Annotated in this window: 15 protein-coding genes; 6 read left to right on the top strand and 9 right to left on the bottom strand. The window is 58.1% G+C overall.

Annotation, left to right across the window (positions count from 1 at the left end; translation table 11 throughout):
• Window position 1: 1 nt before the first annotated feature.
• The 7 genes from sbnA to PSH94_RS03945 form a co-directional block, all read right to left on the bottom strand.
• On the bottom strand, window positions 2-955 hold the full coding sequence (gene sbnA, locus PSH94_RS03975) for a 2,3-diaminopropionate biosynthesis protein SbnA (protein ID WP_278407307.1): 954 nt from the start codon (window positions 953-955) through the stop codon (window positions 2-4).
• Window positions 912-7,013, bottom strand: a complete 6,102-nt coding sequence (locus PSH94_RS03970) for a non-ribosomal peptide synthetase (RefSeq protein ID WP_305436552.1) — start codon at window positions 7,011-7,013, stop codon at window positions 912-914. Before PSH94_RS03970 ends, sbnA begins: the two co-directional genes overlap by 44 nt.
• Window positions 7,014-7,054: 41 nt before the next feature.
• Window positions 7,055-7,837: an ABC transporter permease gene (locus PSH94_RS03965; protein WP_305436551.1), complete on the bottom strand. Its 783-nt coding sequence runs from the start codon at window positions 7,835-7,837 to the stop codon at window positions 7,055-7,057.
• The gene (locus PSH94_RS03960; protein ID WP_305436550.1) at window positions 7,837-8,628 is read right to left on the bottom strand and encodes an ABC-2 family transporter protein; all 792 of its coding nucleotides are present in this window, start codon (window positions 8,626-8,628) and stop codon (window positions 7,837-7,839) included. Before PSH94_RS03960 ends, PSH94_RS03965 begins: the two co-directional genes overlap by 1 nt.
• A complete protein-coding gene (locus tag PSH94_RS03955; RefSeq protein ID WP_370694741.1) occupies window positions 8,625-9,512 on the bottom strand; it encodes an ATP-binding cassette domain-containing protein in 888 nt (295 codons plus the stop codon). The genes PSH94_RS03960 and PSH94_RS03955 overlap by 4 nt, the downstream gene beginning before the upstream one ends.
• A 1,064-nt stretch (window positions 9,513-10,576) precedes the next feature.
• Window positions 10,577-10,816 (bottom strand): hypothetical protein, encoded by a 240-nt coding sequence (locus tag PSH94_RS03950; protein ID WP_278407298.1) that lies wholly within the window; start codon window positions 10,814-10,816, stop codon window positions 10,577-10,579.
• 180 nt (window positions 10,817-10,996) lie between these two features.
• Window positions 10,997-12,580, bottom strand: coding sequence for a peptide chain release factor 3 (locus PSH94_RS03945; protein ID WP_181080586.1), 1,584 nt, complete (start codon window positions 12,578-12,580; stop codon window positions 10,997-10,999).
• A gap of 296 nt (window positions 12,581-12,876) precedes the next feature.
• On the opposite strand from PSH94_RS03945, the gene PSH94_RS03940 reads away from it, so the two are divergent.
• The 5 genes from PSH94_RS03940 to PSH94_RS03920 all read left to right on the top strand — a co-directional run bounded on the left by PSH94_RS03940 (window position 12,877) and on the right by PSH94_RS03920 (window position 17,923).
• A complete protein-coding gene (locus PSH94_RS03940) occupies window positions 12,877-13,629 on the top strand; it encodes an ABC transporter permease (RefSeq protein WP_232925194.1) in 753 nt (250 codons plus the stop codon).
• A gap of 20 nt (window positions 13,630-13,649) precedes the next feature.
• Window positions 13,650-14,543 carry a glycine betaine ABC transporter substrate-binding protein gene (locus PSH94_RS03935; protein WP_266245965.1) on the top strand — a complete coding sequence of 298 codons (894 nt, stop codon included), beginning with the start codon at window positions 13,650-13,652 and terminating at the stop codon, window positions 14,541-14,543.
• A 12-nt stretch (window positions 14,544-14,555) separates the two neighbouring features.
• The gene (locus PSH94_RS03930) at window positions 14,556-15,209 is read left to right on the top strand and encodes an ABC transporter permease (protein ID WP_115129013.1); all 654 of its coding nucleotides are present in this window, start codon (window positions 14,556-14,558) and stop codon (window positions 15,207-15,209) included.
• Entirely contained in the window at window positions 15,206-16,363 is a 1,158-nt protein-coding gene (locus tag PSH94_RS03925; protein ID WP_181080583.1) for a betaine/proline/choline family ABC transporter ATP-binding protein, read from the top strand. The genes PSH94_RS03930 and PSH94_RS03925 overlap by 4 nt, the downstream gene beginning before the upstream one ends.
• Window positions 16,364-16,759: 396 nt before the next feature.
• Window positions 16,760-17,923 carry a type III PLP-dependent enzyme gene (locus PSH94_RS03920; protein ID WP_014716890.1) on the top strand — a complete coding sequence of 388 codons (1,164 nt, stop codon included), beginning with the start codon at window positions 16,760-16,762 and terminating at the stop codon, window positions 17,921-17,923.
• Window positions 17,924-17,958: 35 nt separating this feature from the next.
• Here the strand turns inward: PSH94_RS03920 and PSH94_RS03915 are convergent, their stop codons facing one another.
• Window positions 17,959-18,705 carry a tetratricopeptide repeat protein gene (locus PSH94_RS03915; RefSeq protein WP_305436547.1) on the bottom strand — a complete coding sequence of 249 codons (747 nt, stop codon included), beginning with the start codon at window positions 18,703-18,705 and terminating at the stop codon, window positions 17,959-17,961.
• Between the two features lies 1 nt (window position 18,706).
• Entirely contained in the window at window positions 18,707-19,387 is a 681-nt protein-coding gene (locus PSH94_RS03910) for a Fe2+-dependent dioxygenase (protein WP_253510447.1), read from the bottom strand.
• A 205-nt stretch (window positions 19,388-19,592) separates the two neighbouring features.
• Between PSH94_RS03910 and PSH94_RS03905 the strand changes: the two genes are divergently transcribed.
• On the top strand, window positions 19,593-21,893 hold the full coding sequence (locus PSH94_RS03905) for a TonB-dependent siderophore receptor (RefSeq protein ID WP_305436545.1): 2,301 nt from the start codon (window positions 19,593-19,595) through the stop codon (window positions 21,891-21,893).
• Window positions 21,894-21,943 lie beyond the last annotated feature (50 nt).

Raw genomic sequence — 21,943 nt, 5'->3', positions numbered from 1 at the left:
CTCAACCCACCATCGTGTGTTGATACTTCTGGCTGCCAAAGTTCGTGTCACACCACTTATCCGAATAGATCGTTTCGAGATACCGTTCGCCCATATCGGGACTGATCACGACAACTTCGTCGCCCGCAGGAATCTGTTTCCACAAGCGCTTGAGCGCAACCAGAACGGTCCCAGTCGAACCACCGACCAGGAGACCGTAGTCCAGTGCAACACTGCGGCACATGCGGACCGTCTCGATTTCATCCACTAACTCGATATGCCCGACCAGATCCCGATCGAGAATTTCCGGGCGCCGACTCGTACCCAAACCTGGAATCAGGCGTTTCTTTGGCACGTCCTGAAAGTTGATCGAGCCCACGGTATCGACGGCAATCAACTTTATGTCCGGCGCATGTTCGCGAAGATATTGCGCGCAGCCGACAAGCGTTCCGGTGGTACCAGCACCGACAAACAGCCACTTGCAGTTGGGATGCTGCTGCAGGATTTCCGGCGCAGTCCTGTTGTAGTGCGCCAGCGGATTGGCCGGGTTGGCGTACTGATTGGTCCAGAAGTACCTTGGGTCCTGACGGATCATTTCCTGAATAAGAGCAATGCGCGCGCCGAGAAAGCCGCCATTGCGATCGAGGGTGTCGCAAATAATGACTTCGGCCCCATAAACCTTCATCAGGTTGACGCAGATCTGGTTGACGTGGGGATCGGTGATACAGGTAAACGGATATCCGCGCTGCGCACAGATCATTGATAACGCGACACCGAGGTTTCCCGAACTGGACTCGATGACTTTTCGCCCCGGCGAAAGCAGCCCCAGGCGCTCACTTTCCTCGATCAGCGAGATGGCAGTCTTGAGTTTTATCGACCCGGCCGGATTCAACCCTTCTATCTTCAGGTAGACCGGCACAGCACTAATAAAGTTATCCAGCTTGTGATACTGATTCGCAATGTAAATTTGCATCATGCTCGAGGTACCCATTTCCAAGAGAAGATATTCGACGCGTATGGAAAACAATCCGTTGTTGGAGATCGGCCATTTGCGCAACACAGAACTCTTCGGGGTTGAAGTTGAGTTCGATCAGAAAATCATCTGCCGGAACCAGGCCGAGAACCAAAGGAAACTCTGACTTCTCGACCCATTGCAGATTGCTCAGCCGGTAGCGATCACCCACCGGCAGGTTGTCCTGAAGCTCGAAGTTTTCGACCACCAGAACGGTATTGAACAAAGCCTCCTGGCCCAGGCCGGCAGCATTCTGGAAATGACTCAGCGAGATATGCCCTTCGTCCTGCAGCGCTACACTGCGCCGCTGCAACTGCCGAAGAACCTCGGCCGAGAGCGACTCCTGGACATCAACCTTGCAAGGGACGATTGAGGTCATGAGCCCGATGATGTCCTGCGAACCCTCAAGGTCTGCAGGCCGTCCCGAAATCGCCAAGCCGAAAACCGGCGAGAGGCTCTGGGTGTTTTCTGCCAGGATCTGCGCCCAGATACGCTGGAATAGCACTGTAACCGTCACACCCAGCCCGCTGCAGAATCGCTCGATACCATCCGAAAGGTCGCGTCCAAGATTGAAGCGATAGACGTTGTGATCCGTCGGCGAGGACGACTGATAGGCAACCGGACTGGAGAACAGAGTGGGGCTGACGCCCGCCAGATAACGTCGCCAGAACGGACGCTTCTCCCGTTCGTGCTGATTGGCCAGCCACTCGATGTAATCGCGATAGACATGGCTGAACATAGGCTCGGGCTGCACGCCGCAGATCATCTGATCGTAGAGGGCAAACAACTCCTTGATGACCTTGGCCACACACCATCCATCCAGAAGTATGTGATGGTAGGTCCAGATCAACTTGTGTGTCTGCGAATCCCTGGACAGCAACGTGAAGCGGTTCAGCGCAGGCGTCGCCAGATCGAAGATCCGCGAGCGATCATCGTGCATCAGGCGCTCGTACTGCGTCGACCCGCCGCTGTGAACGATGACCTGCCAGCTGCAAGTTGCTTCTGGCACCACGTATTGCACCGAGCCCGCCACCGCATCCCAGAAGAACCCAGTGCGCAGGATCGGATGACGCTCGGCCAGCCATTGCCAGGCCGCTTCCAGCACGCTGATGTCGACCTCGCCGTTGATGTCCATGACGTATTGCAGGAAGTAGGTGTCGTCATCGCTCATCAGGTGCTGGAACAGGATCCCCTCTTGCGTCGGCGACAAGGGATAGATATCCACCGGTACGGCGCCGGCGCTGTCAATCAGCGACTGCAACTCATCCTCTGTCAGATCAACATCCGGATAGTCGCCGGGCACGCGTACCACGGCGCCCACGGTGCAATGCTCGATGATTTCCGTCAGCGTATCGACGTAGTACGTCGCAAGATTTTCTGCCTCCTGCGGGGACAGGATCCCGTCGTCGTAATACCAATCAATTTCAAATCGGCCCTGGGCAATCCGTGCCTCGATCTCCAGTGCATGCTGGCGTGCATTAAGCGAGTCCACCGACACCTGATCGACCAGACTCAAAACCTGAGCAGATGGCATCGAAACATCCGGATCGTCATACGACACGCTGTCCCACTGCCCGAGGTAGTTGAACTGCACCATGGGTTCGGCAGCAGAAATCACCCAGGACTCATTAAACAGATAACGCAGCAATCCATACCCGACACCTCGTTGCGGGATGTCCGCGAGTGTGCGTTTGGTTGCCTGAATCAGACTCCCGAGCCCGTCTTGCGGATCATGCAGACACACCGGGAATACCGACGTGAACCAGCCGACAGTACGGGATATGTCGATGCCATCCAGGATGCTTTCGCGACCATGTCCTTCAAGGTTGATTGCAATATGCGGACTTGCGCTCCAGGCGGAAAACGCCCGGACCAGTGCCGAGATCAGGATGTCATTGATGCGGGTGTTATAGGCCGCGGGGACCTCGCGGATCAGCGCAGTGGTAGCTACGCTGCTCAGTCCCCGGGACACCAATGCGGCGCGACCAGATGCTCGCCGGTTCTGGTCAAAAGGTGTCGCAGCAGGAATCATTTCGATGACCCGTGACCAGAAGGCGGTCTGCGCCAGAACATCATTTTTGACGGCCTGCCCGTCACTCGCCAATTGCTGCGCCCAACTACGAAACGAGGTGACCTGCGCAGGCAACGCGGTGCCTGCGCAGAGGCGCAGATAATCCCCGACGAGGATGCGCAGGGACACCGCATCGACCACGAGGTGGTGCGCCACCAGCACCAGCAGACTGGCAGCGGGATCCGGGGTGCGGAACAGCACCGCGCGAAAAAGATCGCCTTGTTCGAGGTCGAGACCTGACAGGGATTCATCCAACACGGCCCGGATTGGCCCAAGCGATTGATCGATCGGTGCAGTCAGTTGCACTGTCCTGCAACTTGTCTGGGCATCGACCGGACTGGCCGGAATGGTTTGGGCATATCCTTCATCGGCTTTGAACTGTGCACTAAGTACCGGATAGCGCTCCAGTATCTCGCGAGTCGACATGAGCAGGGTGTCGGACGCGACGTGGCGGTGAATCTCGATCGCCGTGCCGAGACACCAATGTGCAGCATTGACCAGTCGCCGTTCAGCAAACCAACGCTGTACCGGCACCAGCGCGGTGGCGCCGGTCGGCGCATGGTTTTCACCGCTGGCCGCACTGTGCAGTGGTCGCACGGCCTGGGCAATTTCGGCTAGCGAGCGACTGGAAAAAATGCGATCAAGATCAATGCCCCCTCCCTCGCTTCTCAGACGTGCAATGAGTTGCAGCGCGCTGATAGAGTCACCGCCCGCAGAGAAGAAATTCTGCTTCAGGGTAATCGTGTCACTGCCGATGATCGCACGCGTGACAGCCAGCACCAACGTGTCGAAAGGCGTGTGCTGCGAGTAAACCGGGGGCAGATCTTTCACAACCTGAGCGTCATCGCCGACCACGGGAACGCCTTGCCAGTTCTGCCACTCCTGCAAAGGGCGCTTTGCTTCACAGATATACGTCAATGCACTGAGGAAGTGTTCACACAGCGCATCTGCTCGCTCCTTGGAGACATGCTCGGGATCGCGAATGAAATCCACAGTGATTCCATCGCCGCTGCTGAGGACTTCAACGGCAAAGGCAAACTCGGTGAGGTCCGTCACCTTCGTGAGTTCGACCGTGATGCCGGGAGCCCCCAGCGCAGCCCAGTTCGCCAGCGTCTCGACGTTGAGCACCGTATCAAAAGCGCCGTTGGCAAAACGCGAACGCGTACTGAACAACGCATCGTTCATCGAAATCGATTCGAAGCGAAGCAACTCGGCGATGCGTCCGCTGACGGCCTGCAGGCTGACCTCGGGGTTCTGCGACGCCGCCAGTGCCAAGGGCATCGGCAAGGTATTGGCGTACATCCCGATGTCATCCAGGGCAACCCCGGTATCGGCGCGCCCCGATACGATCATTCCGAACAACTGGTGCTGCTCGCCGTTTACGGCATTAAGCGCCATGGCCCAGGCCGTTGCCGCAACAGACGCAATCGTGACCCCGGCGCGGCTACACAGACGCCCGATTGCCTGCTCAAGAGTAACGGACAGACGTTTTTTGAAGAATTGGTGTTCCACCGGTTTCAAGGAGGGCTCGGCAAACTTGTCGGCTACGCAGACCGGCACCTCGAATGGCTCGAGGAGATCCGCCCAGAGCTTTTGATCCTGAGGTTGCAGGTGGAATTTTTCCTGACCGACGATATAGGCTGGAAAAACATCCGGCGGCGGCGGCGAATCCGAGAGTACTTCGCTGAGCAGCGAAAAAACCGAGGCACCATCAAGCACGAGATGATGCGCACTGAGGACAAATTGATAGTTGTTGCCACCCAGATGAAACAGATGCAATCGATAAAGCGCGGGCTGATCGAGTTCGAAACCGCTCTGTTTGTCCTCTATGAGGAAGTCTTTTATGTACTGGCGCTGCTGCTCTTGATCGAGGTGCACAAGACTGGTTCGCGACCATCTCAGAGGAGCATCCTCGGCAACGACACGCACCGGCTTGCCCGACGGTGCCAGCACGAACGCGCTACGTAACAGTTCATGATGTAGGTGCGCCTTGCACCATCCTTCTTCCAACGCCGCGCCGTCATCGGGCAGCCTCATACGAAACGAAAACTGCAGAATGTAAGTGGTGTGATGACGAGCTCGCAGCGACTGGACGTAAATACCCTTCTGTGCCGGCGAAAGCGGTTTTAACGTTGACGAGTCACCCTGCGCCAGTTGCAGATCCAGATGTTTTACCCCCCCGGCAACGGCGTTGTCGGCCTTTGTTCTGGCCACCTTGAGCAGACCGAGTGTGGTCGGGTTCCGGAAGACGTCCCCCAGCGTGAAGACATGTCCCAGGGCCTTCGCCCGTGCAATGAATTGCAACGCGAGAATCGAATCGGCACCCTGTCGGAAAACATCGTCAGTGGGTCGCAACATTGGGTTATGCAGAAAATCACGCCAGATCTCGAGCAGCTCCAGTCCCCATCCAGACGCCGTCGCCGCAACGTTCAGTACGGTTTCAAGCGCCGGTGTCTGATTGGCAATGGTCGTGAGTTTTTTCTTGTCGATCTTGCCGTTGGGCGTCTCGGGCAGGTGCGACTGCACGCGGAACTCGGATGGAATCATGTGTTCAGGCAAGAGCTCGCGCAAATCCAGACGCAGCGCGTCGAGATCGGTTGCGGCACCCTCTTGCTCGACGAAGAAAGCCGTCAGAAAGGCTCGGGAGTGCGAAGAATTAAGCACGACTGCCGCCTGTTTGATGTAAGCCAGCCGCTGGATGGCGAATTCGACCTCGCTCAGCTCGATCCGGTGACCTCGCACCTTGACCTGATCATCGGTTCGACCGTGATAGTGAAAGACACCCTCTTCATCACAACTAACGAGGTCGCCGGTCTTATAGGCTCGGTGGCCGTCGGTAATGACAAACGCCATGGCGGTCAGGTCGGGACGACCGATGTAGCCCAGCCCCACCGCAATTCCTTCGACGTAGAGTTCTCCAACTTCGCCCACGGGCAACGCGACCTGGTCAGTGTCACGCACCACCAGTCGAACCCCACGTACCGCCCGCCCGATTGGAATAGCGTGATCTGCAGAAGGTATCTGGGAGATAAAGTGGTGAGTCACATCATCACTGCACTCAGTCGGCCCATAGGCATTGACCAATGGCACATGAGGCTTGGCCGCCAACCAGCGTCGGGCAAGCGAAACGGGCAGCACTTCGCCCGTAGTGACCAGACAGCTCAGACGATCGAAGCACGCATTTTGTGCATCCACGCTGATCGCATCCAGAATGGCCGGCAAATGGCTCGGCACCACCTGCAGGATATCGATTTCGTCGTGAACAATACGCGCCCCCAAACGATCCAGATCCAGAAACTCCGAACGGGTCAGAATGGCCGTACATCCTGCGCAGATGAGCGGCGCGAGGAACTGCCAAACGGAGATATCGAAACTCTGTGATGCTGTTTGCGCCACGTTGGGAGCATTGTGCATTCTCAGGACTTCGACCTTGGCAAGCAGGTGATTGAGCATTCCCGCGTGATGGACCATCACTCCCTTAGGCATCCCTGTTGAGCCGGAGGTGAAGATCACATAAGCAAGGCTGTCGACCTTCAGTACGCAGCGCCCGAACGGCGCGCCCCCCTTAAGTTCGTCGAGTTGGCCGGGCATGGTCAGAAGCGCAATACCTTCGAACAGCAACGGGCTGTCGTTCTCCGCTATCAGGTAGCGGCAATTGCATTGCTCCAGCATGTAGCCCCGCCTATCTAGCGGCAGCGAGGAGTCCAGTGGCAGATAAGCTGCCCCAATCTTGAACAGGCCAATCATCGAAACCAGAAAACCAAGCCCGCGCTCCAGACCGATGGCGACAATGTCGCCGGCCTCGACGGATGCCGCGCTTAGCCTGCGGGCGAAGCCGTCGGATATTTCGTCAAGATCGTGGTAACTCAGGCTGGTGCAGCCATCCGACGCGGCAATGGCGCCACGCGCCCGTCGAACCTGGACGGCGAATAAATCCAGAAAATTGTCCATCTCATCTATGCCTTACGGTCTAAGTTCGGTGTTTCCGAGTGTCAGACGCCTTCTCGAAGGTATTTCTTAACCCCCCAATGCCAAAGCAATCGAGACAACAGCCAGAAGGCCAGAGTCGCCAGTACAGCGCCCGCCAAAGACCGCCCGGTCGTCATCCCCATCGCTGATTGCGCGGGCACTTCCATGATGAAAAAGACAGGGACTACGGTCATGATCACGACCTGGATCCACTCCGGATACGCGCCGGACGGGAACCGTCCGGTGGTCAGAAACATAAACAACAGGTGGGAAATGTTGCCGGTTTTCTTGGTCCAGAACGCCAGACTGGCAATGCTGAACCAGATCGAATAAACCAGCGCGCACGCGAGGACCATGAAAACCAAGAAAGCGCCGAGCGTCTGCAATGTCAGTTGCCCTTGCGCATGACTGCCACCCAGCATCAGACCCAGCCCCAGCAGGACCCCGAAAATATGCCAGAGGCGCAACTGCCCAAAGGCCAGAATGATTTGCACATCAACCGGTTTGGACAAATAAGTATCAATGGACTTGCTGATGATCAACTTCGAGGCGGCCTCGCAGTTGGGCAATACCATCATTTGTACAAAAGAGCGAACAAGGATAAAGGCACCATATAACACAATCGACTGCTGTTTATTCCAGCCACCAATTGTCTCGACACTCCCAAAGAAAACCTCAATCACGACATAAACGGACAGACCCAGTAAAACTGTATTCAACAGGCTGACTAAGACCGGCACATGGTCTTTCATATTGGCCTGCAACCTTGCTATCAGAAGCGCCTTGACTACGCTCAGCGCCTTCATTATCCGAATACCGAATAACGTTTGACACCTTTAGCCCAGATAATATGAGCCAACAACGAAAGCGCAACAACCAGCACAACCTGAAATAGCAATCCATTAACCAACTGTTCGCGCGTCAATTCGCCCATGACAATTCTGATTGGAAAGCTAATAATATAAGGGAACGGTGACCACTCAAATACCGACTGCATCCAGCCCGGGTAAAGACTCAACGGAGCAAGGACCCCACCAAACAGCGTAAGCATGTAAGTCAACACCAGATCAAAGGCACTTGCCTGATCGGACCAGAACGCCGCAAGTCCGCCGATGAAATAAAGCAAATAATTGATGGCAAACCCAAACATGACTCCAAGCACTGCAGGCATCAGATAGATCAAGTGCAAAAACTTACCCGCTTCGGAAAATAGGAATACGCCAGCCACCAAGAAAAATATCGGTATAACTCTGACCATCGCCGAAGCCATTTCACCTAGAAAATAATAGAAGACAATATTGAACGGTTTCAACAGGAAACTTCCAATATCCCCCGAATGAATGTCGCTTTCCACTTCTTCAGCAGCTGTACTGGAGACGATTTCACCAACCAGAAATACCAGCGCGAAGTAAGCGGCAAACCTGGCCGGGGTAAAACCTTCCAGTGCGGCATCCTTTGCAATGCCCATCCAGATAACCATCATGAATAACGGCACCAAAGAGGCGAGCACCAATACAAACAACTCTGCGCGATGCGCAACCTTGCGACGAATGGCTGCGCGCGCAACGCCTGCAACTTTCATGGCAAACCGGCTCACGCGACACGCTCCCCGGGCACACCCTTGACCTTTTGCCCGGCGTCGGCCTGAGAGGCCATGAACAGCTTCCGCAGAGCCTCTTCGATTGGTGGATCACTGATGGAAATGTCGATTACCGGCTGCTCGGCCAGAACGTGCGAACAGACACCCACCACCTCGGCAGCCGGCACCAAAAACTCATGCACAAAGCCGTCAGCGGAGCGCACCAGGCCGTACCGACCAAGTGCCGAAGCCATAACGCTTTCAGACAATTCCACCGTAATGATGCGGTGATCAGACATGCGTTTACGCAACGACTCCAGGGTGTCATCGAAGGAGATCTTGCCATCGGAAACGACAACGACTCGCTCACACAGGGCCTCAATATCCTGCATGTAATGCGACGTCAGCAGAACGCTCACATTGCGCTCGCGGCTATAGTCCCGAATAAATGAACGAACTATCTTTTGCACTTCGACATCGAGTCCGATAGTCGGCTCGTCGAGAAAAAGAACCTTGGGGTCATGGAGTAACGACGCGACCAGCTCACACTTCATTTTCTCGCCAAGCGATAGAGTTCGCACCGGCGCCTTGGCCAACTTCGACACCTTAAGCAATTCATCCAGATATCCATAATTCTGTTTGAACTGTTCATCGGAAATTTCGAATACCTTCTGATTCAGCCGGAAAGTTTCCATAGCCGGCAAGTCCCAGATCAACTGTTGACGTTGCCCCATGATCAGCGAAATGGACTTGAGAAACTCCTTGCTGCGCAGCTGCGGATTATAACCGAGAACTGATATTTTCCCGGCCGTTGGATAGAGCAGCCCCGACAACATTTTTAATGTAGTTGTTTTACCTGCACCATTTGCACCGAGAAAACCTACCACTTCGCCTTGCTTCACAGTAAACGAAACATTGTCGACTGCAGTCCTTTCGAAAACTTTAGGAGAGACAAGATTCCTCACCCACCCCCACATACCCTCTGAGCACTCTCTCACTCGATAAGTTTTTGACAAGCCTTCTACACTAATACTGTCCATAGCGTGCAAGCCCCCGAGATCAATAACCCAAACACTTCACAAGAAATTTTAGTAGCGAATTGAATATCCCCTACCCGATTTTCGCCTTCAATAAACATTACGAGTACCCATTCCGAATACCGTGACACTCATCGAAAAAATTGCGCGCCGTACAGTAGCTCTTGAAGCGCGCTAAAAATTCTGGCACCCAGCATTTCTAATCAATACAGGCGTCTTCGTCCAGAGCAAAACCTCTGCCCACATAAAGAAGGAATAAGACTACAAATTGGAGAGAAAGAACTTTCAGAAGTTACTGTAGTGGTGGGGTCGTCCCCGACTTAATTGCAATCTTTCAAGCAGGATACTTTTTATCCTTTGGTTGATGATGGTTGCCCGGCCCATCCTGAGAGACCAAGTTCCCCACGTCAGTTTCAAAGCTGTGTACGGGAGCGATTTGTGGCTTCGCAAGACACTATGAAAAGCGCCTGATGCAGAGTGATGAGTGAGAATTGCTCGACCGGGAGTGCTGCTGATCGGCAACCTTGCGATTGCCGTGGTTTGAGCCTTTTAAGAGTTCTACTGCCCCACCCGTCGGATTTCGCATCAGTCTGGCAGGTGGTTTTTTGGGGTTAGGTTTGGCTGTCATCTTCATCCGGATCAGTGCTGCCCGAGTCGGTGTCCGGCTCTTTCAAGTGGAGTCATCGCCTTCTTTATCGCCTTTTTCCTCGGACGGTTGCAGCCCTTTCACTTGATCACTTTGCGTGGCCGGAAACCCCGCAGCGCTGCTCTGCAAAGGGTTGTGTGCCCAAGCACGTCAAATGCCAGCGCTAAACGTTGAAAGATAGTCATGGTCAGTTTCCGTCCAGCCAGTGAATGGCACTCACCGAGTGTTGCACCGGCACTGTCAATCGAGCTAGTTCCGATCCGGGGTTTGCGCCACTGGCCGGTCACGTTTCGCCGTCGTCGTAGGTTTCGCTGTCTTCCCCTTCGTTGTAGGGGTTTTCCTGGTCTTCCTTCGGGGCAGGCTGGGCTTGGGGTTTCCAGCTGCCGGAGTTGACCTCCTGCTGCTTGCGTTTGGTGACGGGGCCGGTGTCTTTCCACTGGGGGGTCCCGGCGGCGGCCAGGGCTGGGAGGGTAGGCAGTGTCAGACTGGCGAGCAGTATCAGGTGAATAGAGCGTTTAATCACAGCGGCCTCCATTTCAGTCGTTGGATAAAACTAGACCCAATGCCGGGTTATCGCCAATCCCAAGCCTTGTGGAGATTAAAATGTGGGAGCGGGCTTGCTCGCTCCCACATTTGGTTTTGCATCGCCCATGAAAAAGGGTGAAGCCATCACAGCTTCACCCTTCTTTTTACCGCTCAGACCTTAATGGTGCTCACGGGTCGCACGGAATTTCACATCCGGCCAGCGCTCTTCCATCAACGCCAGGTTCACCCGGGTCGGCGCCAGGTAGGTCAGGTGACCACCGCCATCGAGCGCGAGGTTTTCCACGGCCTTGTTGGAGAACTCTTCCAGCTTCTTCTTATCGGCGCATTCGATCCAGCGCGCGGAGTACACGGTGATCGGCTCATACGAGCACTCCACCTTGTATTCCTCTTTCAAGCGGCTGGCGACCACATCGAACTGCAGCACACCGACGGCGCCCAGGATGATGTCGTTGCTGCGCTCGGGGAAGAACACCTGGGTGGCGCCCTCTTCCGCCAGTTGCTGCAAGCCTTGGCGCAATTGCTTGGATTTGAGCGGGTCGCGCAGGCGTACGCGGCGGAACAGTTCCGGGGCGAAGTGCGGGATACCGGTAAAGCCCAGCGCTTCGCCTTCGGTGAAGGTGTCGCCGATCTGGATGGTGCCGTGGTTGTGCAGGCCGATGATGTCGCCGGCGTAGGCTTCTTCGAGCTGTTCACGCTCGGAGGAGAAGAACGTCAGGGCGTCGCCGATGCGCACGTCCTTGCCGGTGCGCACGTGGCGCATCTTCATGCCTTTTTCGTATTTGCCGGAGCAGATGCGCATGAAGGCGATACGGTCGCGGTGCTTGGGGTCCATGTTCGCCTGGATCTTGAACACGAAGCCGGTGAATTTCTCTTCCACCGGCTCCACGGTGCGCTCGTTGGCCACGCGGGCCAGCGGGCGCGGCGCCCAGTCCACCACGGCGTCGAGTACATGGTCGACGCCGAAGTTGCCCAGGGCGGTCCCGAAGAACACCGGGGTCAACTGGCCGTCGAGGAATTCCTGCTGGTTGAACTCATGGCAGGCGCCCTGCACCAGCTCCAGCTGATCGACGAAGCGGTCGTACTCGTCACCGAGGTGCGCACGGGCTTCGTCGGAGTCGAGCTTCTCGATGATTTTCACATCGGTGCGTTCGTGACCATGGCCGGCGGTGTAGACGATGATGTAATCGTCGGCCAGGTGATACACGCCTTTGAAGTCACGGTAGCAACCAATCGGCCAGGTGATCGGCGCGGCCTTGATCTTCAATACGGCTTCGATTTCGTCGAGCAGCTCGATCGGGTCGCGGATATCGCGGTCGAGTTTGTTGATAAAGCTGACGATCGGCGTATCGCGCAGCCGGCACACGTCCATCAGCGCGATGGTGCGCGGCTCGACGCCCTTACCGCCGTCCAGCACCATCAGCGCCGAGTCCACCGCGGTGAGGGTGCGGTAGGTGTCTTCGGAGAAGTCTTCGTGGCCCGGGGTGTCGAGCAGGTTGACCATGTGGTCGCGATACGGGAATTGCATGACCGACGTGGTAATGGAGATACCCCGTTGCTTTTCCATTTCCATCCAGTCGGAGGTGGCATGGCGGTCGGATTTGCGCGATTTCACCGTGCCGGCCACTGCGATTGCCTTGCCCATCAGCAAGAGCTTCTCGGTGATGGTGGTTTTACCGGCATCGGGGTGGGAAATAATGGCGAAAGTGCGGCGTTTCGCGACTTCGGCGGCCTGGTGGGTCATGGGAAATCGCCTGGCAGGTGAGTCAAAAAAGGGCGGCGAGTATAGCGCAAACCCAAGGTGACGGACCACCGTTCACCCGATCAGGGGTGGCTAAATGGTGCCAAGTGTGGAACCTTTTAAAAGGTGCAGACGTCCACTCCCCTGCTATCGCACTCGTAACAGGGGCTGAAAAATCAGCAAGTTAGCCTGACGAGGCTGCGCTTATGGCTCGAACTCATACCGCTTTTGACGGTATTGGCGAGCTGCATTTCGCGTTCACTTTCCGCTGACAGCCAGCCATGGCATGCCACGCAGGAATGTGTTCGTCGACAGAAGAAAAAAGGAGTCCGCCTGTGGCTATTCGCTATGGCAAAGGGCTGATAGGAGGTGCGGTTGTCGTCGCGCTCCTGGCCCTGCTGATCCACTGGATCGGCATCAACACGATCGAGTTGTACCGCGACGATTTGTTGTTTTACCTGCAAGCTCACTTAGTTCTCGTTCTAGTCTCCATGCTGGCGGCCCTCGTTGTGGGCATCCCCGCCGGTATCCTGCTCAGTCGACCGCATATGGTCGGGCGCGCAGAACGCTTCATGCAGATCTTCAACATCGGCAACACCGTCCCTCCCCTGGCCGTACTGGCCATCGCCCTCGGCGTCCTCGGCATCGGCAGCGGCCCGGCTATCTTCGCGCTGTTCCTCGCCTCCCTCCTGCCCATCGTGCGCAACACTTACGAAGGCCTGAAAAACGTTCAAGGCTCGCTCAAGGAAGCCGCCACCGGCATCGGCATGACCCCGCGCCAGGTGTTGTTTCGCGTGGAGTTGCCCAACGCCGTGCCGATCATCATCGGCGGCGTGCGCGTCGCGCTGGCGATCAATGTGGGCACCGCGCCCCTGGCGTTTCTGATCGGCGCCAACAGCCTGGGCAGCCTGATCTTTCCCGGCATCGCCCTGAACAACCAGCCGCAACTGCTGCTCGGCGCTGCGTGCACCGCGTTGCTGGCCTTGTTGCTGGACGGTCTGGTGACCATGGCCAGCCGCCTCTGGCTGGAACGCGGGTTGCGTCCGTCTTAAGGCTTGGCAAAGGAATTCACATGAAAAAGCTGACACTGATACTGAGCTGCATCCTGCTGTGCGCAGGGTTTGCGCAAGCCGCCGAAAAACCGGTGATCCGTATCGGCGCGCGGGTGTTCACCGAACAGACCCTGCTCGCCGAAATCACCTCCCAATACCTCAACACCAAAGGTTATGACGCCCGCGTCACCGGCGGCCTGGGCAGCAATCTGGCGCGCAGTGCCCAGGAAAGCGGGCAGTTGGACCTGATCTGGGAATACACCGGTGTGTCGCTGGTGGCCTACAACCATATCGACGAGAAACTCGACAGCGAACAGTCCTACGCTCGGGTCAAGGAACTCGACGCGAAAAAAGGCCTGGTCTGGCTGTCGCCTTCGCGCTTCAGCAATACCTACGCCCTGGCGCTGCCGCAGAAGGTCGCGCAGGAACATCCCGAGATCAACAGCATCAGCGACCTCACCAAGGCGATGGCGGAAAACACCCGGGAACATCGCCTGGTCGCGCTGGACACCGAGTTCGCCAACCGCTCCGACGGTCTGGCCGGCATGGTCAAACTGTATGAGATGAACCTGACCCGCAAGAACACCCGGCAGATGGACGCAGGCCTGGTCTACACCGCGCTGCGTAATGGCCAGGTGTTCGCCGGCCTGGTTTACACCACCGACGGGCGCCTGAACGCCTTCAAATTAAAACTGCTGGCGGACGACAAGCACTACTTCCCGGACTACACCGCCGCACCGGTGGTACGCCAGGCCTACCTGGACGCGCACCCACAACTGGCCGCCGACCTCAAGCCGCTGGCCGCGCTGTTCGACGACGAAACCATGCGTCAACTCAATGCTCGCGTCGACGTCGACCACGAAAGCCCGTCCGCCGTGGCCGCCGACTTCCTGCGCCAGCATCCGATCAACTAACGAGGAGAAGACATGGAATTCCTGAACGCCTTTTCCCATCTTGATTGGGCCCAAGTCCTGCACCTGACCTGGCAGCACATCACCCTGGTTGGCATCGCAGTCGTGCTGGCAATCGTCGTCGGCGTGCCCCTGGGCGTGCTGATGACGCGCTTCCCGACGCTTGCCGGCCCGCTGCAGGCCAGCGCCACAGTGTTGCTGACCGTGCCGTCCATCGCCCTGTTCGGCCTGCTGCTGCCGTTCTACTCCAAGTTCGGTCAGGGCCTGGGGCCGATGCCGGCAATCACCGCCGTGTTCCTCTACTCCTTGTTGCCGATCATGCGTAACACCTACCTGGCCCTTACCGGCGTGGAACCGGGCATTCGCGAAGCCGCCAAAGGCATCGGCATGACCTTCGGCCAGCGCCTGCGCATGGTCGAGTTGCCGATCGCGGTGCCGGTGATTCTGGCCGGGGTGCGCACCGCGGTGGTGATGAACATCGGTGTGATGACCATCGCCGCCACCATCGGCGCCGGTGGCCTGGGTGTACTGATTCTGGCCTCCATCAGCCGCAGCGACATGTCGATGCTGATCGTCGGCGCCGTGCTGGTCAGCCTGCTGGCCATCTTCGCCGACCTGCTTCTGCAATGGCTGCAACGCTCGCTGACTCCAAAAGGACTACTCAAATGATCGAACTTCAAAACCTGACCAAGACTTTTCAAAGCAACGGCAAAACTGTTTCGGCCGTGAACGACGTGAGCCTGACCGTCAACGAAGGCGAGATTTGCGTATTCCTCGGCCCTTCGGGCTGCGGCAAAAGCACCACGCTGAAGATGATCAATCGCCTGATCAAACCCACCTCGGGCAAGATCCTGATCAACGGCGAAGACACCACCGACCTGGACGAAGTGACCCTGCGCCGTAACATCGGCTACGTGATCCAGCAGATCGGCCTGTTCCCCAACATGACCATCGAAGAAAACATCGTGGTCGTGCCCAAGTTGCTCGGCTGGGACAAGCAGAAATGCCACGACCGCGCCCGCGAGTTGATGAGCATGATCAAGCTCGAACCCAAGCAGTACCTGCACCGCTACCCGCGTGAACTGTCCGGCGGCCAGCAGCAGCGCATCGGGGTGATCCGCGCGCTGGCGGCGGATGCGCCGTTGCTGCTGATGGACGAGCCCTTCGGCGCGGTCGACCCGATCAACCGCGAGATGATCCAGAACGAGTTTTTCGAGATGCAACGGGCGCTGAACAAGACGGTGATCATGGTCAGCCACGACATCGACGAAGCCATCAAGCTGGGCGACAAGATTGCGATTTTCCGCGCCGGCAAGCTGTTGCAGATCGACCACCCGGACACGTTGCTGGCACATCCGGCCGACGAGTTCGTCAGCAACTTCGTGGGCCAGGACAGCACCCTCAAGCGCCTGCTGCTGGTCAAGGCCGAAGACGCGGCGGACAACGCTCCGTCGGTAAGCCCGGAAACCCCGGTGGCCGAAGCCCTGGAGTTGATGGACGAACTGGACCGTCGCTATGTGGTGGTGACCTGCGCCGAGAACAAGGCACTGGGCTATGTGCGCCGTCGCGACCTGCATCGTCAGACCGGCACCTGCGGCCAATACCTGCGCGAGTTCAACGCTACCGCAGCGTATGACGAGCACTTGCGCATCCTGTTGTCGCGCATGTACGAGTTCAACCGCTCGTGGTTGCCGGTGATGGATGCCGAGCGGGTGTTCCTGGGGGAAGTGACCCAGGAGTCGATTGCCGAGTACCTGAGTTCCGGTAAGTCCCGTGGGGGCAAGACCAGCATCGTCTCCCCCGCCGAGACCGCCCTGGCCTGATCTTATGTGGGAGGGGGCTTGCTCCCTCCCACATTGGGTCCGTGATCTGTCAGGGAAATACCTTCAATTACTCCCATCCGGGGAACATCAATCCGTCACACCGGTCGGTTACATAAGTAGCTGCACAACGCAGCGCGACGAACGCGTGCAGAAACGCGACATTTTTAGTTGATCTATGGCCCCTCACGCCCTAAAGTTCGCGCCGAACGTCCATGCTGGAAACGATCCATCCGGCTCAAGTACTGACGACGAGACAGCAAGGCCAAGGGCAGCTTATCCCATGGCCTTTTTGCTTTCGGCGACATGCCTTGGGAAGTAGGCGAACCAAAGTGGGGATACGGAGGACGTTCAGTTGTACCCATTGATCAATACAGTTTGCCCTTAGGAGTTCCCAGCATGTCGATCAACGTCGAAGATTATTTCGCGCGCGCCACTTTTGACAAAATGAAGGCGTTCGCCGACAAGCAAGAAACCCCGTTCGTGGTGATCGACACCGCGATGATCAGCCAGGCCTACGATGACCTGCGCGCCGGTTTCGAATTCGCCAAGGTTTATTACGCGGTCAAGGCCAACCCGGCCGTCGAGATCATCGACCTGTTGAAAGACAAAGGCTCGAGTTTCGATATCGCGTCGATCTACGAGTTGGACAAGGTCATGGACCGCGGCGTCAGCGCCGACCGCATCAGCTACGGCAACACCATCAAGAAATCCAAGGACATCCGCTACTTCTATGAGAAGGGCGTGCGTCTGTTCTCCACCGACTCCGAAGCCGACCTGCGCAACATCGCCAAGGCCGCGCCGGGTTCGAAAGTGTATGTGCGCATTCTCACCGAAGGCTCGACCACCGCCGACTGGCCGCTGTCGCGCAAATTCGGTTGCCAGACCGACATGGCCATGGACCTGCTGATCCTGGCCCGCGACCTGGGCCTGGTGCCTTACGGCATCTCGTTCCACGTCGGCTCGCAGCAACGCGATATCAGCGTGTGGGACGCGGCCATCGCCAAGGTCAAAGTGATCTTCGAGCGCCTGAAGGAAGAAGACGGCATCCACCTCAAGCTGATCAACATGGGCGGCGGCTTCCCGGCCAACTACATCACCCGCACCAACAGCCTGGAAACCTACGCCGAGGAAATCATCCGCTTCCTCAAGGAAGATTTCGGTGATGACCTGCCGGAAATCATCCTGGAACCCGGCCGTTCGTTGATCGCCAACGCCGGCATCCTGGTCAGCGAAGTGGTGCTGGTGGCGCGTAAATCCCGCACCGCCGTCGAGCGTTGGGTATACACGGACGTGGGCAAGTTCTCGGGCCTGATCGAAACCATGGACGAAGCCATCAAGTTCCCGATCTGGACCGAAAAGAAAGGCGAGATGGAAGAAGTGGTCATCGCCGGCCCGACCTGCGACAGCGCCGATATCATGTATGAAAACTACAAGTACGGCCTGCCGCTGAACCTGGCGATCGGTGATCGTTTGTACTGGTTGTCCACGGGTGCGTACACCACCAGCTACAGCGCGGTTGAGTTCAATGGGTTTCCGCCGTTGAAGTCGTTCTACGTCTGATCCGCCCCTTCTGATCGTTCCCAAGGCGGGAACGATCAGAGCGTCGCGGCACGCTGTCGATACGCCTCGGCCATCGCTCGAACCTGCGGATCACTCGCCGCAGCCAAGGCCTTATGGGCCGTTCGCAGGAACTTGAGATTTCCGCCCGCCAACGCCTTGCGCAACCACTGCAGCGCTGTCTCGACCTGGCCCCTGTCGGCCAACACCGCCGCATAACTGAACTGCCCGCGAAAATCCCCACCTTCGGCCGAGCGCCGATACCAGTCGACGGCGGCCTCCAAATCCGTCGCACAATACTGACCGTCTTCCAGATAGCGCCCCAGCAGGTTCATCGACTTGGCGTGGCCTTGCTCCGCCGCCCGACGATAAAAGGCCAGTGCCTGCGCCTGATCCTCAACCACACCGCGGCCGGTCGCCAGCAGATTCGCGTAGTTGTATTGCCCCCAATCCAGCCCCGCCTCGGCGGCCAGACGGTAGTGCTGCGCCGCTGCCACCGCATCGGCCGCGCAACCCCAGCCGTGCTCCAGGCAACGGCCGACCATATTGCGCGCCATGCGGTGACCGCCCTGCGCCGCGATGCGGAACCAGCGCAGCGCCAGCGCTTCATCGCGGGCAATGCCACGGCCTTCCAGCAGGATTTGCCCGAGCAAGGCCTGGGCATCGACCACGCCCTCCTTCGCCGCGATCAGAATCGCCTGGGCAGCCCGCACCGGGGAGCCGTCGAGCATGTTCTGCAACTGCTCGACCGTGAGCACTTCCTGGCGACGCAACAGGAAACTCATCTCAGACCTCGACCCAGCGGCGCAACAGGTTGTGGTAGGTGCCGGTGAGCTGAATCAGCGCCGGATGATCGGGCACATCGCGGGTCAGTTGCTGGATCGCGCCGTCCATCTCGAACAGCAGCGTGCGCTGGCTGTCTTCACGCACCAGGCTCTGGGTCCAGAAGAATGAGGCGTATCGCGCGCCCCGGGTCACAGGGTTGACTTTGTGCAGGCTGGAACCGGGGTACAGCACCATATCGCCGGCCGGCAACTTGACTCGCTGCAGGCCGAAGGTGTCCTGGATCTCCAGTTCACCGCCGTCGTAGTCGTCGGGGTCGCTGAAAAACACGGTGGACGACAAATCGGTGCGCACGCGCTCAGGGCTGCCCTTGGGTTGGCGCACGGCGTTATCGATATGAAAGTCGAAACTGCCGCCGGCGGTGTAGCAGTTGAGCAACGGTGGAAAGACTTTGTGCGGTAACGCCGCCGACATGAACAACGGGTTTTGCCACAGACGTTCGAGCATCGCCGCGCCGATTTCCTTGGCTAAGGGATGGCCTTCGGGCAATTGCAGGTTGTGCTTGGCCTTGGCGGACTGGTGCCCGGCGGTGATTTTACCGTCGGCCCAATCGGCGTTTTCCAGGGCCAGGCGAATGCGTTGCACCTCCTCGCGGGAGAACAGGCCGGGAATGTGCAGCAGCATGGGGTGGTACCTAGGTGCGGAGGGGCGCCAATGATATTGATTCTTATCAACGCTGTAAAACCCGGAGACGGATGAACGCGTAAAAACCGTAAGGTAAAAGTGTAAAGAATGTAAATTCAATGCAATTAGCAATGTATCGCAATTGATAGAAAGTCGTGTTCACCCTATATTCCGCCGCCTTACATCCTTGGGGAAAGGACACGACATGTCGCGCACTGCACAAAAAATTCCGGCCAGTTCACCACGTTTGCTGGCCTCGGCCATCGGCGTTGCCCTTGGCGCAACGACGGTGACCCACTTGGCACAGGCGGCCGAGGACACTGAGCAAAAAAGCCAGCGCAACAGCATCTCCCTGGGCGCCACCAGCATCACCGGCGAAGAGCAGGACACTACCTCGTATCAGGTAGAAAAAGCCGCGTCACAGAAATACACCGCGCCGCTGGTGGATACGCCGCGCTCGGTCACGGTAGTGCCGCAACAAGTGCTCAAGGACACCGCCGCCACCTCGTTGCAGGATGCCTTGCGCACCGTACCCGGCATCACTTTCGGCGCCGGTGAAGGCGGCAACCCTCAGGGCGATCGTCCCTTCATCCGCGGTTTCGATGCACAGGGCGACACCTACCTGGACGGCGTGCGCGACACCGGCGGCCAGAGCCGTGAGATTTTCGACATCGAGTCCATCGAAGTCAGCAAAGGCCCGAACTCTTCCTTCGGCGGACGCGGCTCGGCCGGTGGCAGCCTCAACCTGGTGAGCAAAACCCCGCAGGCACGGGACTTCACCAACGGCGGTTTCACCTACGGTTCCGACCAGACCCGCCGCTACGTGCTCGACGTGAACCGCCAGTTCCTCGACGACAGCGCCGCATTCCGCCTGAACCTGATGAGCCACGAACAGAACGTGGCCGGGCGCGACGCGGTCAATTACGACCGCTGGGGCGTGGCGCCCTCGCTGACCTTCGGCCTGGGCACCCCCACCCGCGTCAACCTCAGCTACTACCACCTGGAAAGCGACGACCTGCCGGACTCGGGGATTCCCTACGGCTACGGTTCGGCCACCGCCACCGCCCACGTCCACGACAAACCCAACGACGGCGGCGACAGCAATAACTTCTACGGCCTCAAAGACCGCGATTTCCGCAAGACCCGCGCCGACATCAGCACGTTCTCCATCGAGCACGACCTGAACGACAACATGACGCTGAAAAACACCCTGCGCCACGGCAGTACCGGCCAGGACTACGTGCTGACCCAGCCCGACGACAGCAAACTCAACGTGAACAAGTTCGGCACCGTGTGGCGCCGGGCCAATTCGCGTGTATCCACCACCACCACGACCACCAACCAGACCGACCTGTTCGGCAGCTTCCAGGCCCTGGGCTTCAAAAACACCTACTCCACCGGCCTGGAATTCACCGGTGAAGAAACCCGCGTCAGCAGCTACACCGTGAGCCCGAACGCGAATCCGGTGTGCACGCCGGCCAAAGGCGGCCTGGGCGGCCAATGCACCTCATTGAGCAACCCGAACCCGGACGACGCCTGGACCGGTTCCGTCGCGCGCAACTACAACGGCACCAACACCAAAGCCACCAGCCGCGCCGCGTACGTGTTCGACACTATCGAACTGGACCCGAAATGGCTGCTTAACGTCGGCCTGCGCTACGACACTTTCGACACCGAAGCCAACACCAATGCGGTGCCTAGTGCGACGGTCAAAGCACGCAGCAAAATCAAGGACGACAGCCAATTCTTCAACTGGCAGGCCGGTCTGGTCTGGAAACCGCTGGAAAACGGCAGCATCTATGCCTCCTACGCCACCTCGGCCACCCCGCCCGGCGGCCTGGTCGGCGAAGGCTCGGACGGCAACCCGCTGTCTGCCGGCGCGGCCACCAGCGATCTGCAACCGGAAGAAACCGTCAACTATGAGCTGGGCACCAAGTGGGACCTGTTCCACGACCGCCTTTCGCTGACCGCCGCCGTATTCCGCACCGAGAAGAAAAACACCCGCATTCTGGTGGACGCCCTCACCTACCAGAACGCCGGCGAGTCGCGGGTCGACGGCGTGGAATTGTCCGCCAGCGGCAAAATCACCGAGCAATGGCAAGTGTTCGCCGGCTACAGCTACCTGGACAGCCAACTGGTCAAGGCTGGCCGTAACGGCCGCAACGGGGTGATCAGCGCCGGCTCCAACGAAGGCAACCAGATGCCCAACACGCCGAAGAACACCTTCAGCCTGTGGACCACCTATGCCCTTACACCCAAGTTCACCGTTGGCGGCGGCGCGTTCTATGTCGACCAGGTTTACGGCGACGTGGGCAACACCGTGTATGTGCCGTCCTATACCCGCTACGACGCCATGGCCAGCTACAAGCTGACCAAGAACGTCGACTTGCAACTGAACGTGCAGAACCTGACCGATAAGGTCTACTACGATAAGGCTTACTCCGCGCACTTCGCCAACCAGGCCGCCGGTCGCACGGCGCTGCTGACCACCAGCTTCCATTTCTAAACGCTCGGCCCTGAGCCCCACGCATCGGATGCGTGGGGCTTTTGCGTGTT

The sequence above is a fragment of the Pseudomonas sp. FP2254 genome (assembly GCF_030687695.1).
Classification (GTDB): domain Bacteria; phylum Pseudomonadota; class Gammaproteobacteria; order Pseudomonadales; family Pseudomonadaceae; genus Aquipseudomonas; species Aquipseudomonas quebecensis.
The sequence above is the reverse complement of the archived record's forward strand: the minus strand, read 5'-3'. Positions and strand labels throughout refer to the sequence as shown.

Bases quoted from the DNA above. Each gene is read 5' to 3' on its own strand.
- PSH94_RS03920 (WP_014716890.1), top strand. From the start codon at position 16,760: ATGTCGATCAACGTCGAAGATTATTTCGCGCGCGCCACTTTTGACAAA.
- PSH94_RS03945 (WP_181080586.1), bottom strand. From the start codon at position 12,580: ATGACCCACCAGGCCGCCGAAGTCGCGAAACGCCGCACTTTCGCCATT.
- PSH94_RS03930 (WP_115129013.1), top strand. From the start codon at position 14,556: ATGGAATTCCTGAACGCCTTTTCCCATCTTGATTGGGCCCAAGTCCTG.
- PSH94_RS03910 (WP_253510447.1), bottom strand. From the start codon at position 19,387: ATGCTGCTGCACATTCCCGGCCTGTTCTCCCGCGAGGAGGTGCAACGC.
- PSH94_RS03940 (WP_232925194.1), top strand. From the start codon at position 12,877: ATGTGTTCGTCGACAGAAGAAAAAAGGAGTCCGCCTGTGGCTATTCGC.
- PSH94_RS03915 (WP_305436547.1), bottom strand. From the start codon at position 18,705: ATGAGTTTCCTGTTGCGTCGCCAGGAAGTGCTCACGGTCGAGCAGTTG.
- PSH94_RS03965 (WP_305436551.1), bottom strand. From the start codon at position 7,837: ATGAAGGCGCTGAGCGTAGTCAAGGCGCTTCTGATAGCAAGGTTGCAG.
- PSH94_RS03905 (WP_305436545.1), top strand. From the start codon at position 19,593: ATGTCGCGCACTGCACAAAAAATTCCGGCCAGTTCACCACGTTTGCTG.
- PSH94_RS03935 (WP_266245965.1), top strand. From the start codon at position 13,650: ATGAAAAAGCTGACACTGATACTGAGCTGCATCCTGCTGTGCGCAGGG.
- PSH94_RS03925 (WP_181080583.1), top strand. From the start codon at position 15,206: ATGATCGAACTTCAAAACCTGACCAAGACTTTTCAAAGCAACGGCAAA.
- PSH94_RS03970 (WP_305436552.1), bottom strand. From the start codon at position 7,013: ATGGACAATTTTCTGGATTTATTCGCCGTCCAGGTTCGACGGGCGCGT.
- sbnA (WP_278407307.1), bottom strand. From the start codon at position 955: ATGATGCAAATTTACATTGCGAATCAGTATCACAAGCTGGATAACTTT.